9 protein-coding genes are annotated in these 14,404 nt (G+C 68.0%); 7 read left to right on the plus strand and 2 right to left on the minus strand.

Annotated features, from left to right (window positions below):
* Positions 1-47 precede the first annotated feature (47 nt).
* From rplA to rplL, 5 genes are all read left to right on the plus strand, one after another.
* Positions 48-755: a 50S ribosomal protein L1 gene (gene rplA, locus RBS12_RS05705; RefSeq protein WP_307965109.1), complete on the plus strand. Its 708-nt coding sequence runs from the start codon at positions 48-50 to the stop codon at positions 753-755.
* Positions 756-944: 189 nt separating this feature from the next.
* A complete protein-coding gene (locus RBS12_RS05710) occupies positions 945-2,030 on the plus strand; it encodes a GNAT family N-acetyltransferase (RefSeq protein WP_307965110.1) in 1,086 nt (361 codons plus the stop codon).
* Positions 2,027-3,220 carry a hypothetical protein gene (locus RBS12_RS05715; protein WP_307965111.1) on the plus strand — a complete coding sequence of 398 codons (1,194 nt, stop codon included), beginning with the start codon at positions 2,027-2,029 and terminating at the stop codon, positions 3,218-3,220. The genes RBS12_RS05710 and RBS12_RS05715 overlap by 4 nt, the downstream gene beginning before the upstream one ends.
* A gap of 250 nt (positions 3,221-3,470) precedes the next feature.
* Positions 3,471-4,076, plus strand: a complete 606-nt coding sequence (rplJ, locus tag RBS12_RS05720) for a 50S ribosomal protein L10 (protein ID WP_307965112.1) — start codon at positions 3,471-3,473, stop codon at positions 4,074-4,076.
* 75 nt (positions 4,077-4,151) lie between these two features.
* Positions 4,152-4,529 (plus strand): 50S ribosomal protein L7/L12, encoded by a 378-nt coding sequence (gene rplL, locus RBS12_RS05725; RefSeq protein ID WP_307965113.1) that lies wholly within the window; start codon positions 4,152-4,154, stop codon positions 4,527-4,529.
* Between the two features lie 101 nt (positions 4,530-4,630).
* On the opposite strand, the gene RBS12_RS05730 is transcribed toward rplL, so the two are convergent.
* On the minus strand, positions 4,631-5,116 hold the full coding sequence (locus RBS12_RS05730; protein ID WP_307965114.1) for a YbaK/EbsC family protein: 486 nt from the start codon (positions 5,114-5,116) through the stop codon (positions 4,631-4,633).
* A gap of 22 nt (positions 5,117-5,138) precedes the next feature.
* Positions 5,139-6,332 carry an acetyl-CoA C-acetyltransferase gene (locus RBS12_RS05735; RefSeq protein WP_307965115.1) on the minus strand — a complete coding sequence of 398 codons (1,194 nt, stop codon included), beginning with the start codon at positions 6,330-6,332 and terminating at the stop codon, positions 5,139-5,141.
* Between the two features lie 402 nt (positions 6,333-6,734).
* On the opposite strand from RBS12_RS05735, the gene rpoB reads away from it, so the two are divergent.
* Complete coding sequence (gene rpoB, locus RBS12_RS05740; RefSeq protein ID WP_307965116.1) at positions 6,735-10,235, plus strand: DNA-directed RNA polymerase subunit beta; 3,501 nt, start codon at positions 6,735-6,737, stop codon at positions 10,233-10,235.
* A 55-nt stretch (positions 10,236-10,290) separates the two neighbouring features.
* Positions 10,291-14,193: a DNA-directed RNA polymerase subunit beta' gene (locus tag RBS12_RS05745; protein WP_307965117.1), complete on the plus strand. Its 3,903-nt coding sequence runs from the start codon at positions 10,291-10,293 to the stop codon at positions 14,191-14,193.
* Positions 14,194-14,404 lie beyond the last annotated feature (211 nt).

Here is a 14,404-nt window from a genome sequence, read left to right on the forward strand (position 1 = left end):
GGCGCGGCCCATTGAGACCACAACTGCACAAGGAGAATCAGAGCAGCATGGCAAAGCGCAGCAAAGCATACGAGGCAGCGGCCGCGAAGATCGAGGACGGCAAGCTGTACGCTCCGGCCGAGGGCATCGCCCTGGCCAAGGAGATCAACCCGTCGAAGACGGACGCGACGGTCGAGGTCGCGTTCCGCCTCGGCGTCGACCCGCGCAAGGCGGACCAGATGGTCCGCGGCACGGTCAACCTCCCGCACGGCACGGGCAAGACGGCCCGCGTCGTCGTCTTCGCGACGGGCGACAAGGCCGCGGCCGCCGAGGCCGCCGGTGCCGACGTGGTCGGTTCGGATGACCTCATCGAGCGCATCCAGGGCGGGTGGACGGACTTCGACGCCGCCGTCGCGACCCCGGAGCTCATGGGCAAGGTTGGCCGCCTCGGCAAGATCCTCGGCCCCCGCAACCTCATGCCGAACCCCAAGACCGGCACGGTGACCCCGGACGTCGCGAAGGCGGTCACGGACATCAAGGGCGGCAAGATCGACTTCCGCGTCGACAAGCACTCGAACCTGCACTTCATCATCGGCCGGACCTCGTTCGAGGCCCGCGCCCTGGCCGAGAACTACGCGGCCGCGCTCGATGAGGTGCTCCGCCTCAAGCCGTCCGCGTCGAAGGGCCGCTACATCCAGAAGGCGACCGTCACGACGACGTTCGGCCCGGGCATCCCGGTCGACCCGAACGTGACCCGCGTTCTCCTCGAGGGCTGAGGAACGCACGGAGGGTGAGTGCCGAAGTATGAGGTGCTCGCCCGCAGTAAGTCCCGGAAGCCCGAGAAGATCGGGCACCGAGGGCTGACCTTCCGGCGAACCCACCGTTGCAGCGCCCCCTCCCGTCCGCGGGAGGGGGCGCTGTTCTTTGCATTGCACTTTGCTTGCACCGTCCGTGAAACTGGGCCCATGACCGCCCAGTACCGCGTGCAGCGTCTCCGCCTGCCGTCCTCGGTGCAGGGCGACGACGCGCGGGAGTTCCGCGAGTTTTCCGACCTCACCGACGCAGTCGAGCGGCAGATCTGGGGCCACGACGATCGATGCTCGCCCGCGGACTTCCGGCTCGGAGTGTGGCGGGATACGCGGTACGAGCTCACCTCGCTGTTCTTTGTCCGCGACGGCGAGCGCATGGTCGGCCGCGCGTGGTGCCAGCTCCCGCTCAAGGAGGACCTCACGCGGGCAACGGTCCGGGCCGAGGTCCTCGATGCGTACGCGGGCCGCGGAATCGGCCGGCTCCTGCTCGCCGCGGCGACAGAGGAGGCCACGCGCCATGGTCGGAGCGTCCTCAGTTCGTTCACCGAGCATCCGGCGGGCTTCGACGCCGGGGCGCCGGACGCCGTCGTCCCTTCAACGGGGACGGGTGCCCTTCCCGCGGCGGCCCGCTCGGTCGCGTTTGCGCTTGCCGCGGGCTTCCAGCTGAGCCAGGTCGAACGCTTCAGCGAGCTCCTTCTCGCGGAGCACGACGCCGGCTGGCCGGCCCTCGAGGCGGCTGCGGCCGCGGCGGGAGCGGACTATGAGGTGCTCGTGTGGGAGGGGGTGCCGCGCGAGGGCCGCGAGGAGATGGCGGGACTGCTCAGCCGCATGTCGACGGACATACCGTACGGAGTCGATCGCTACGAGGCCGCGACGTGGGACGCCACGCGGGTCGAGGCGCTCGAGGAGCAACTCGCGGACGCGGGCACGCTGCCGCTGTACGCGGTCGCACGCCATCGCGCGAGCGGCCGCCTCGTGGCCTACACCGCCCTGTGGATCCGGGCGGCCAAGGCAGAGATCGCGGACCAGGACGACACGCTAGTCGTCGCCGAACATCGTGGCCATTCGCTCGGCATGCTCATCAAGCTCGCGAATCTCCGGGCCTATCGCGAGCGGTTCCCGGAGGCACGCAAGGTCATCACGTTCAACGCCGAGGAGAACCGTCACATGCTCGCCATCAACGAGGCCTTGGGCTTCCGTCCGGCGGGGTACGACGGCGAGTGGTACAGGAGGCTTGCATGACCACCGAGCGGCGTCCGGTCGCCGTCGAGGGCGGGCGGGCGAGGCGGCCCGAACGGCGGGCGACGCGCGGGGACTCGCCTCCCGGGTCCGTCCCGCCGACGTCGGCCGTCCGCACGGAGGCCAGGGCCCCGCAGGTGGCGGGCCTCGCCGTCGTCGTGAGCTTCGTCGTCGCCTTCTTCGCCTTCTCGGGGCGGCGCCCCGCGCTTTCGGGCGACTACGGTGTGGGGGACGTAGCGGCGATCGTCGGGGGCGTCGTCGCCGTACTCGTCCTCCCGGTCGCGTATCGGCACACGTACGACCACCCGCAGCATCACTGGCTCGCCGAGCGGCCCGCGTGGCGCCGATATCTCGGCGTCGTCGCTCTCGCCGCCGCTCACGGGGCGATCGCCTACATGGCCACGTGGGCCGGGTTCCGCATCTTCCAGGGGACGTTCAAGGGGCTCACTCTCGATGCCTTCGCCGGCGGTCTCGCGACGGCCGTCGTGGGCGGGCTCGCCGCGTATGCGACGTACCAGTCGGGCGCCCGCATGAACAGCTACCTGCTGTCGAACTTCCTCGCGACGTACCTCGCCGCCGGCGTCCTGACATCGATGGTCACGACCATGAACACGAATTGGTGGGAGGTCAACTTCAGCGTCCTGGGGGCGCGGGACAGTGGGATGGCCTCGTGGACCTTCAACATGACGCTCATCACGTCGGGGATCGTCATTACGATGCTCGCCGAGTACGTCACGCGCGACATCCAGGCCCTCGCGGCGTATCGCGAGGACTGCCCGGCCGAAGAGCGGAAGGGCTCGGCCGCGATCGTGCGGACGAGGCCGATTCTCGTGTGCCTTGTACTCATCGGGATCTTCTTCGCGGGCACGGGGCTTGTTCCCGTTGACTTCTACATGCCCGCGCACAATTCGATGGCGACGGCGATGACCGGCGCCTACACGCTCCTCGTCCTGTGCCTCCCGTGGTGGCTGCCCGGGCTGAGCCGAACGTTCCACGTGACGGGATTCGCGATGCTCGGCGGGGCGATTCTCGCCGTCTTCCTGTGGTTCCCGTTCGGCTACTACAACATGACGGCCATGGAGTTCTTCGTGGCCGGCGTGATTCTTGCGTGGCTCGTGCTGTTGATCCGGAACGTCGCCGCCGCGCTCGAGGACGCGCGTCGGGAGGCGCTCGGGAGGCTTCTGCGGGAGTGAAGCGTGCGGCCGCGATTTGGCGGAAGCGGGCCCCGTCCCCTAGTCTGGAAAAACCAAAGACCGCCGGTCGCTGCTGTCGTGCGCTCAGCACGCTTCAGCTTAAGGTCCCCGAAGGGGGCGGCCTGCGCAGGTGAACGAGCGAAAGCTCCGACTGGGTTTCAGCCCGTCGGCCTCCACGCCCCGTGCATCTGCGCGGGGCGTTCGTATTTCCGGGACCGCGTATCGGCCTAGTTTCCCCGGAAGGAGGGTTATGGCAACGCCTGCCAAGGTCTCAGCTGTTGCGGAGATCACCAAGGACTTCGAGGAGTCGGCTGCTGCTGTCCTGACCGAATACCGTGGGCTCTCCGTCGCCCAGCTCAAGAAGCTGCGTCGTGCGCTCGGCACCGAGAACAAGTTCTCGGTCGTCAAGAACTCCCTGACCGCCATCGCCGCGAAGGAGGCCGGCGTCGACGCGTTCGACGGCCAGCTCGCCGGACCGACCGCGATCGCGTTCATCAAGGGTGACGCCGTTGCGGCCGCCAAGAGCCTGACCGACTTTGCCAAGGAGAACAAGCAGCTGGTCATCAAGACCGGCTACTTCGAGGGCAAGGCGCTCGACGCGAACGAGGTGGCCGCCCTGGCCGCCCTGGAGTCCCGCGAACTGCAGCTCGCGAAGGTTGCCGGCGTCCTCAAGGCGCCCATGGCTGCCGCCGCGCGCATCATCGACGCTCTGCGCCTCAAGCTCGAGGAGGAGGGCGGCGCTCCGGCTGCTGCCGCTTCCGAGGCCGAGGCCCCCGCAGAGGCCGAGGCCCCTGCCGAGGCTCCTGTTGAGTCGGCTCCCGCCGACGCTGCCGAAGCCGCCGCCGAAGAGAACTGATCTCTTCCCCACCCCACACACTCGGCGCACTGAGGGACTGCCTCGGAAGCGCCACTGAATGAAAGGACGCCAATCATGGCGAAGCTCACCCAGGACGAGCTGATCGAGGCCTTCAAGGAGCTCACCATCATCGAGCTCTCCGAGTTCGTGAAGAAGTTCGAGGAGGTCTTCGAGGTCACCGCTGCTGCCGTTGCCGTTGCCGGCCCGGCTGGCGGTGCCGAGGCCGCTGTCGAGGAGGAGAAGACCTCGTTCGACGTCGTCCTCGAGGCCGCTGGCGACAAGAAGATCGCGGTCATCAAGGAGGTCCGCGCCCTCACGTCGCTCGGCCTCAAGGAGGCCAAGGACCTCGTCGACTCCGCTCCCAAGGCCGTCCTCGAGGGCGCCACCAAGGAGGCGGCGGACAAGGCCAAGGAGGTCCTCGAGGCCGCTGGCGCCACCGTCACCCTCAAGTAAGCTCCCGCTTGCTCGGGCAGGCCTCGCGCCTGCAGCAGGGCCCCCGGTTCCCATGTGGAACCGGGGGCCCTTCCCATGCCCGACGCGTGGCCAAGCGTCGGTCAGAGCGGATCGCTGATATCCGCCACGGTCGCGTCGAGGGAGCGGAACAGCTCGGCGGAGTCCACGAACGCGCTCCGGCCGTGCTGCCCGGCCCCCACGGAGATGCGCCCCGCGATGGTCTCGTCCGCGACCACTGGCCACGGGGTCGTCGAGCCAAGCGGCGTGATCGTGCCCCGCTCGAAGCCGGTTGCCTCGAGCGCGACGTCCGCGGCCGGGAGCGAGAGCCGGTTGACTCCGAGGAGCTTCCGGAGCTTCGGCCACGAGATCTGCCGATCTCCCGGGATGAGGGCGAAGACGAAGCTCCCGTCCGGTCGCCGCACGACGAGGGACTTCACGATCTCGCGCGGCTCGATCCCGAGAATCGCCGCAGCCTCCTCGAGGCTCCGTGCGCGCCCGCGCTCGACGACTTCGACCCGCAGGCCGCGCGCGGCGGCGTCGTCGAGGAAGCGCGCGTGCCCGCCGTCGTCCGGCTCGGTCTCACTCATCGGCTCAGTCACACGCATCGCCTCAGTCCCGGTAGAGCAGGAGTGCCTCGCCCTGCCCGCCGCCTCCGCACAGCGAGACGGCCGCCCGGCCAGAGCCACGCCGCGCGAGCTCGTGCGCCGCATGCCCCGCGAGGCGGGCCCCCGAGGCTCCGATCGGGTGGCCGAGGGCAATGGCGCCGCCGTGGATATTGGTCTTCTCGAGCGGGTACTTGAGTTCCTTGAGCGACTGGACGGCCACGGAGCCGAAAGCCTCGTTGATCTCGATGAAGTCGAGGTCCTCTGTCGTCCACCCCGCCCGTGAGAGTGCCTGTGCGATCGCGTTGGCCGGCTGGGAATGGAGCGAATTGTCGGGTCCCGCGACCTGCCCGGGCTTGCCGACGACGGCGAGCCAGGAGAGGCCGTGATCCTCGGCGTACGCGCGGCTCGTCACCACGAGGGCCGCCGCACCGTCCGAGAGCGGGGACGAATTCCCTGCGGTGATCGTGCCGTCCGACGCGAACGCCGGCTTGAGCGGGGCGAGCGTCTCAAGGGTTGTGTTGAGCCGGATGCCCTCGTCGGAGGTGACCACGAGGGGATCGCCCTTGCGCTGCTTGACGCTCACGGGCACGATCTCGTCGTCGAACACGCCGTCCTTCTGGGCCGTCGCGGCCCGTTGATGCGACGCCACGGCAACCTCGTCCTGGGACTTGCGGTCGATCCCGAGAGTGAGGTTCCGGGTCTCGGTCGACAGGCCCATCGACTGGCCGTCGAACGCGTCCGTGAGCCCGTCGTGGGCGGCGACATCGAGGGCACCCACCGTTCCGTACAGCCATCCCTGACGCGATCCCGGGAGGACATGCGGGGCGCGGCTCATGGACTCCTGCCCGCCGGCGACGACGACGGTCGCGTCGTCGGCGCGGATCATGCGGGCGGCGTCGATCACCGCCGTGAGGCCGGAGAGGCACACCTTGTTGATCGTCACGCAGGGGATGTTCCAGCCGAGTCCTGCCGCGATGGCTGCCTGCCTGGCAGGGTTCTGCCCCGCCCCCGCCTGGAGCACCTGTCCCATGATGACGGCGTCGACCTCGCTCGCCTCGACGCCGCCCCTCGCGAGTGCCGCCCGGATGGCCTGGGCACCGAGCTCAGCGGCCGTGAAGGTCACCAATTGGCCGTTGAGGCGGCCGAACGGAGTCCGTGCGGCCGAGAGGATGACAACTTCGTCGATGCCGTTGCTCATGGCGTCTCCTGTCACGTCGTCGTGAGGGCTCTGTGAACCGGTCGGCTCAAGGAGCCAATGGCCGCGGGTCCGCGGCCCTCGTGTGTTCAGGCTACCGCCGTTCACGCCCGGCGGCTTTTGCCAATCTCGTGGCGGCCTTCGACGTTCGCGCGGGGTGTACAGTGTTTGCGACGCGTCGCTGCGGGGGCCCCGGACGGGGCCACTTGACCGTGGCCGAGATGTGCGCTAGACACGCGCGCCTAAAGCAGCTATGCTGGATCTTTGCGTTCTCCCTTTCTGACCTCCAGCCTTCATATAGCGGTGGGCTCGTGGGCGGTCGCCCTTTTAACAGAACAGTTGCTGGGCGACTGCACGGTTGGGGGAGGGTGCGGACAATCCTGAAGGTCTGTGGAAGGATCCCTCTTGGTCGCCTCGAGCACCTCTGACACCCAAACCGCTAACACTGACGGCGCACGCAGCCGGCTCTCTTTCGCCAAGATTCACGAGCCCCTCGACGTCCCGAATCTCCTGGCCCTCCAGACCGAGTCCTTTGACTGGCTCGTCGGCAACGAGCGCTGGCAGGCGCGCGTCGCGAAGGCCGCGGAGGAAGGCGACGCGAGCGTCGCGACGACGTCCGGCCTCGCCGATATCTTCGAGGAGATCTCTCCGATCGAGGACTTCCAGGGCACCATGTCCCTGAGCTTCTCGGACCCTGAGTTCGCGGATCCCAAGTACACCATGGAGGAGTGCAAGGAGCGCGACGCCACCTACTCGGCCCCGCTGTACGTCAAGGCCGAGTTCATGAACAACAACACGGGCGAGATCAAGCAGCAGACCGTGTTCATGGGCGACTTCCCGCTCATGACGGACAAGGGCACGTTCGTCGTCAACGGCACCGAGCGTGTCGTCGTCTCGCAGCTCGTCCGTTCGCCGGGCGCCTACTTCGAGCGCGCGGCAGACAAGACGAGCGACAAGGACATCTTCACGGCGAAGATCATCCCGTCGCGCGGCGCGTGGTTCGAGCTCGAGATCGACAAGCGCGACCAGGTCGGCGTCCGCCTCGACCGCAAGCGCAAGCAGTCGGTCACCGTCCTCCTCAAGGCGCTCGGCTGGACCGAGGGCCAGATCCTCGAGCAGTTCGGCGAGTACGACTCGATGCGCGCGACGCTCGAGAAGGACACGACGGAGACCCGCGAGGACGCGCTCCTCGACATCTACCGCAAGCTCCGCCCGGGCGAGCCGCCGACAGTCGAGGCTGCCCAGTCGCTCCTCGACAACCTCTACTTCAACCCGAAGCGCTATGACCTCGCCAAGGTCGGCCGCTACAAGATCAACCGGAAGCTCGGCGTCGACCGCCCGCTCTCGGACCGCGAAGCGTCCGTCCTCCACATCGAGGACATCGTCGCGATGATCAAGTTCCTCGTGGCCCTCCACGCCGGCGAGAAGTCGATCAAGGGCGTCCGTGACGGCCAGGAGATCGAGGTCCGCGTCGATGTCGACGACATCGACCACTTCGGCAACCGCCGCATCCGCGCCGTCGGCGAGCTCATCGAGAACCAGGTCCGCACGGGCCTCTCCCGCATGGAGCGCGTCGTGCGCGAGCGTATGACGACGCAGGACGTCGAAGCGATCACGCCGCAGACCCTCATCAACATCCGTCCGGTGGTCGCCGCGATCAAGGAGTTCTTCGGAACGTCCCAGCTCTCGCAGTTCATGGACCAGAACAACCCGCTCTCGGGCCTGACCCACAAGCGCCGTCTCTCGGCGCTCGGCCCCGGCGGCCTCTCGCGCGACCGCGCGGGCATGGAAGTCCGTGACGTCCACCCGTCGCACTACGGCCGCATGTGCCCGATCGAGACCCCTGAAGGCCCGAACATCGGCCTCATCGGCTCGCTCGCGTCCTACGGTCGGATCAACCCGTTCGGCTTCATCGAGACCCCGTACCGCAAGGTGACGAACGGCGTCGTCTCCGACGAGGTCGACTACCTCACGGCCGACGACGAGGCCGAGGTCCAGATCGCCCAGGCGAACTCGCCGCTGAACGAGGACGGCAGCTTCGCCGAGGACATGGTCCTCGTCCGCCAGCGCGGCGGCGGCGGCGAGCCGACCCTGATCCCGGCCGACGAGGTCGAGTTCATGGACGTCTCCCCGCGCCAGATGGTGTCGGTTGCGACCGCCCTCATCCCGTTCCTCGAGCACGACGACGCGAACCGCGCCCTCATGGGTGCGAACATGCAGCGCCAGGCCGTTCCGCTCGTCCGCTCCGAGGCGCCGTTCGTCGGCACCGGCATGGAGCGCGCGGCGGCGGTTGACGCGGGCGACGTCGTCGTGGCCGCAAAGCCGGGCGTCGTGAGCGAGGTCTCCGCGGATCTCGTCGTCGTCCTCAACGACGACGGCACGGAGACGAACTACCGCATCGGCAAGTTCGACCGCTCGAACCAGGGCAACTGCTACAACCACCGGGTTCTCGTCAACGAGGGCGACCGCCTCGAGCTCGGCGGCATCATCGCCGACGGCCCGGCGACGGACCAGGGCGAGCTCGCGCTCGGCCGCAACCTCCTCGTCGCGTTCATGTCGTGGGAGGGCCACAACTTCGAGGATGCGATCATCCTCTCGCAGCGCCTCGTGGCCGAGGACGTCCTGTCCTCGATCCACATCGAGGAGCACGAGATCGACGCCCGCGACACGAAGCTTGGCGCAGAGGAGATCACCCGGGACATCCCGAACGTCTCCGAGGAGGTCCTCGCCCAGCTCGACGAGCGCGGCATCATCCACATCGGCGCCGAGGTCGAGGCTGGCGACATCCTCGTGGGCAAGGTCACCCCGAAGGGCGAGACCGAGCTCACCCCTGAGGAGCGCCTCCTGCGCGCGATCTTCGGCGAGAAGTCCCGCGAGGTCCGCGACACCTCCCTCAAGGTCCCGCACGGCGAGTCCGGCACGGTCATCGGCGTGCGCGTGTTCGACCGCGAGAACGACGACGAGCTGCCCCCGGGCGTCAACCAGCTTGTCCGCGTCTACGTGGCCGCGAAGCGCAAGATCACGGACGGCGACAAGCTCGCCGGCCGCCACGGCAACAAGGGCGTCATCTCCAAGATCCTTCCGATCGAGGACATGCCGTTCCTCGCCGACGGAACGCCCGTCGACGTCGTCCTCAACCCGCTCGGCGTCCCCGGCCGCATGAACGTCGGCCAGGTCCTCGAGACGCACCTCGGGTGGGTCGCGAAGACCGGCTGGAAGATCGAGGGCGAGCCCGAGTGGCTCGACGCCCTGCCGAACCTCCCGCGCGAGACCGGCCCGAACCAGAAGGTCGCGACCCCGGTGTTCGACGGTGCGCGCGAGGAAGAGATCGTGGGTCTCCTCGACTCGACGAACGTCACGCGCGACGGCGATCGGCTCATCAACTCCTCGGGCAAGGCCCAGCTGTTCGATGGCCGTTCGGGCGAGCCGTTCCCGGACCCGATCTCCGTGGGCTACATGTACATCCTGAAGCTCCACCACCTCGTCGACGACAAGATCCACGCTCGGTCGACCGGCCCGTACTCGATGATCACCCAGCAGCCGCTCGGTGGTAAGGCACAGTTCGGCGGCCAGCGCTTCGGCGAGATGGAGGTGTGGGCGCTCGAGGCCTATGGCGCGGCGTACACGCTCCAGGAGCTCCTCACCATCAAGTCTGACGACATCCACGGACGTGTGAAGGTCTACGAGGCGATCGTCAAGGGGGAGAACATCCCCGAGCCTGGCGTTCCCGAGTCCTTCAAGGTCCTCATCAAGGAAATGCAGTCCCTGTGCCTGAACGTGGAGGTCCTCTCCACCGACGGCCAGACGATCGAGATGCGCGACTCCGACGACGCGGTGTTCACCGCTGCGGAGGAACTGGGCATCGACCTCTCCCGCGACGAGCCCAGCTCGGTCGAAGAGGTCTAGTCCTTCACGTATCGGCGTTACGAACGACTTAGAGAACGAGAGAACAGGGACCATATTGTCCAGCGAATCCTCCTTCGGCCTCATGCAGATCGGCCTCGCCACCGCGGAAGACATCCGCAACTGGTCGCACGGCGAGGTCAAGAAGCCGGAAACCATCAACTACCGCACGCTCAAGCCCGAGAAGGATGGCCTCTTCTGCGAGAAGATCTTCGGCCCGTCCCGGGACTGGGAATGCTACTGCGGCAAGTACAAGCGCGTCCGCTTCAAGGGCATCATCTGTGAGCGCTGTGGCGTCGAGGTCACGCGCGCCAAGGTGCGCCGCGAGCGGATGGGCCACATCGAGCTCGCCGCCCCCGTGACCCACATCTGGTACTTCAAGGGCGTCCCGTCGCGTCTGGGCTACCTGCTCGACCTCGCCCCGAAGGACCTTGAGAAGGTCATCTACTTCGCCGCGTACATGATCACGAGCGTCGACGACGCGCGCCGCCACGAGCAGCTGCCGAACCTCCAGGCCGAGCACGACCTTGAGAAGAAGCAGCTCGTCGACGCGCGCGACGCCGACATCGCCGCCGTCGCCCGCGACCTCGAGGAGGAGCTCGGCAAGCTCGAGGCCGAGGGCGCCAAGGCCGCGGACAAGAAGAAGGTCCGCGACTCCGCCGACAAGACGATGGCGACGATCCGCAAGCGTGCGGACGCCGACATCGAGCGTCTCGAGGCCGTGTGGGACCGCTTCAAGAACCTCAAGGTCGCCGACCTCGAGGGAGACGAGGCGCTCTACCGCGAGCTCCGCGACCGCTACGGCATGTACTTCGAGGGCTCGATGGGCGCCGAGGCGATCCAGCGTCGCCTCCAGGCCTTCGACCTCGAGGCCGAGGCGGAGAACCTTCGCGACATCATCCAGAACGGCAAGGGGCAGCGCAAGACCCGTGCGCTCAAGCGCCTCAAGGTCGTCAACGCGTTCCTCACGACGGACAACAAGCCGCAGGGCATGGTCCTCGACGCCGTCCCGGTGATCCCGCCGGAGCTGCGCCCGATGGTCCAGCTCGACGGTGGCCGCTTCGCGACCTCCGACCTCAACGACCTGTACCGTCGCGTGATCAACCGCAACAACCGCCTCAAGCGACTGCTTGACCTCGGTGCGCCGGAGATCATCGTCAACAACGAGAAGCGCATGCTGCAGGAAGCTGTCGACTCGCTGTTCGACAACGGCCGCCGCGGCCGCCCGGTCACGGGCCCCGGCAACCGTCCGCTCAAGTCGCTGTCGGACATGCTCAAGGGCAAGCAGGGCCGGTTCCGCCAGAACCTGCTCGGCAAGCGCGTCGACTACTCGGGCCGTTCGGTCATCGTCGTCGGCCCGCAGCTCAAGCTGCACCAGTGCGGCCTGCCCAAGCAGATGGCGCTCGAGCTCTTCAAGCCGTTCGTCATGAAGCGGCTCGTGGACCTCAACCACGCGCAGAACATCAAGAGCGCCAAGCGCATGGTCGAGCGCTACCGTCCGCAGGTGTGGGACGTGCTCGAGGAGATCATCACCGAGCACCCGGTGCTGCTCAACCGCGCACCTACCCTCCACCGCCTCGGCATCCAGGCGTTCGAGCCGCAGCTCGTCGAGGGCAAGGCCATCCAGCTCCATCCGCTCGTGTGCGCGGCGTTCAACGCCGACTTCGACGGCGACCAGATGGCTGTCCACCTTCCGCTGAGCCCGGAGGCCCAGGCCGAGGCCCGCATCCTCATGCTGTCCTCGAACAACATCCTGAAGCCGTCGGACGGGCGTCCCGTGACGCTCCCGTCGCAGGACATGATCATCGGCCTGTACCACCTCACGACCAAGCGTGAGGGTGCTGCCGGCGAGGGCCGGGTGTTCTCCTCGGTGGCCGAGGCGATCATGGCGTACGACAACCGCGAGCTGCACCTCAACGCGCAGATCAAGATCCGCCTCGAGGGCTTTGTCCCGTCGGCGGAGGCTCCTGCGCCCGAGGGCTGGGAGCCCGGCGAGCCCGCGCTCGTCGACACGTCGCTCGGCCAGGTCATCTTCAACGAGACCCTGCCCGCGGACTACCCGTGGGTCGAGGCTGTTGCGGACAAGGGCCAGCTGTCCAAGATCGTCAACGACCTCGCGGAGCGCTACCCGAAGGTCGTCGTCGCGGCCACGCTCGACAACCTCAAGGACGCCGGCTTCCACTGGGCGACCCGCTCGGGCGTCACGGTGGCCATCTCGGACATCGCCGTGCCTGCCGCGAAGCCAGCCATCCTGGCCGGCTACGAGGATCGTGCGGCGAAGATCCAGAGCCAGTACGACAAGGGTCTCATCGACGACGAGGAGCGCCGCTCCGAGCTCATCGAGATCTGGGACAAGGCGACCACCGAGATCGCGGGCGTCATGCGCGAGTCCATGCCGAAGATGAACACCATCAACCGCATGGTCTCCTCGGGCGCACGTGGTAACTGGATGCAGGTCCGCCAGATCGCGGGTATCCGCGGCCTCGTGGCGAACCCGAAGGGTGAGATCATCCCGCGTCCGATCAAGTCCTCGTACCGTGAGGGCCTCTCGGTCCTCGAGTACTTCATCGCGACGCACGGTGCGCGCAAGGGTCTCGCCGACACGGCTCTCCGTACGGCCAACTCGGGTTACCTCACGCGTCGTCTCGTCGATGTCTCGCAGGACGTCATCGTGCGCGAGGAGGACTGCGGCACCGAGCGCGGCCTCATCGTCCCGATCGCCATCGCGGACCACAACGGCGAGCTCGTGCGCGAGGAGAACGTCGAGAACACGGTGTACACCCGCACCCTCGCGGTCGACGTCGTCGACTCCGAGGGCAACGTGCTCGCCGAGGGCGGCGCGGATCTGGGCGACGTGCTCATCGACCGCCTCATCGAGTCGGGCATCACCGAGCTGCGCGTCCGTTCCGTCCTGACGTGTGAGTCGGCGGTCGGCACGTGCGCGAAGTGCTATGGCCGTTCGCTTGCGAGCGGCAAGCTCGTGGACATCGGCGAGGCGGTCGGCATCATCGCCGCGCAGTCGATCGGCGAGCCGGGCACCCAGCTCACGATGCGTACGTTCCACACCGGTGGCGCCGTCTCGGCGTCCGGCAGCGAGGACATCACGCAGGGCCTCCCGCGTATCCAGGAGCTCTTCGAAGCCCGCACCCCGAAGGGTGTGGCTCCGATCTCCGAGGCCGCGGGCCGGGTCGCGATCGAGGATACGGAGAAGCAGCTCCGCATCGTCCTCACGCCGGACGACGGCACCGAGGAGATCGCGTACCCCGTGTCGCGCCGTGCGCGCCTCCTCGTCGAGGAAGGCCAGCACGTCGAGGTCGGGCAGAAGCTCGTCAACGGCCCGGTCGACCCGAAGCAGGTGCTCCGCATCCAGGGCCCGCGCGAGGCGCAGAAGTTCCTCGTCGACGAGGTCCAGGGCGTGTACCGCTCGCAGGGCATCGGCATCCACGACAAGCACGTCGAGGTCATCGTCCGCCAGATGCTGCGCCGCGTCACCGTCATCGAGTCGGGCGACACGGAGCTGCTCCCTGGCGAGCTCGCCGAGGCGCGCCGCTACCGCGACGAGAACCGCCGCGTCGTGTCCGAGGGCAAGAAGCCGGCCTCCGGCCGTCCCGAGCTCATGGGCATCACCAAGGCGTCGCTCGCCACGGAGTCCTGGCTCTCGGCCGCGTCCTTCCAGGAGACCACCCGCGTCCTCACGCAGGCGGCCATGGAGGCGAAGAGCGACCCGCTGCTGGGCCTCAAGGAGAACGTCATCATCGGCAAGCTCATCCCCGCCGGCACGGGTCTTCCCCGGTACACGGAGATCGCGGTTGAGCCGACCGAGGAGGCGAAAGCCACCCTGTTCACGGGTCCGAGCGCGTTCAGCGACTTCGCGTACGACCCGCTGAACGGCGACGGCGTCCAGGAGTTCCACGCGATCCCGCTCGACGACTACGACCTGGGCGGCAGCGACTACCGCTGACGGTCCCGCCGTCGTCGTCCTCTCCTGAGACGGACGACGACGGCGCTCGCCCACTCCGCGCGGCCGGTACCCCCTCGGGGGTGCCGGCCGCGCGGCCGTGTGGGGGTCACCTTCGGGGGGTGGTGGGGCGTTTGGGGGTCACCTTCGGTGGGTGGTGGGGCGTTTGGGGGTCACCTTCGGTGGGTGGTGGGGCGTTTGGGGGTCACCTTCG

The organism is Sinomonas sp. ASV322, assembly GCF_030908245.1.
GTDB lineage: Bacteria > Actinomycetota > Actinomycetes > Actinomycetales > Micrococcaceae > Sinomonas.

Excerpts from the sequence above, each read along its gene's own strand:
- rplA (WP_307965109.1), top strand. The coding sequence starts at position 48 with ATGGCAAAGCGCAGCAAAGCATACGAGGCAGCGGCCGCGAAGATCGAG.
- RBS12_RS05710 (WP_307965110.1), top strand. The coding sequence starts at position 945 with ATGACCGCCCAGTACCGCGTGCAGCGTCTCCGCCTGCCGTCCTCGGTG.
- RBS12_RS05715 (WP_307965111.1), top strand. The coding sequence starts at position 2,027 with ATGACCACCGAGCGGCGTCCGGTCGCCGTCGAGGGCGGGCGGGCGAGG.
- rplJ (WP_307965112.1), top strand. The coding sequence starts at position 3,471 with ATGGCAACGCCTGCCAAGGTCTCAGCTGTTGCGGAGATCACCAAGGAC.
- rplL (WP_307965113.1), top strand. The coding sequence starts at position 4,152 with ATGGCGAAGCTCACCCAGGACGAGCTGATCGAGGCCTTCAAGGAGCTC.
- RBS12_RS05730 (WP_307965114.1), bottom strand. The coding sequence starts at position 5,116 with ATGAGTGAGACCGAGCCGGACGACGGCGGGCACGCGCGCTTCCTCGAC.
- RBS12_RS05735 (WP_307965115.1), bottom strand. The coding sequence starts at position 6,332 with ATGAGCAACGGCATCGACGAAGTTGTCATCCTCTCGGCCGCACGGACT.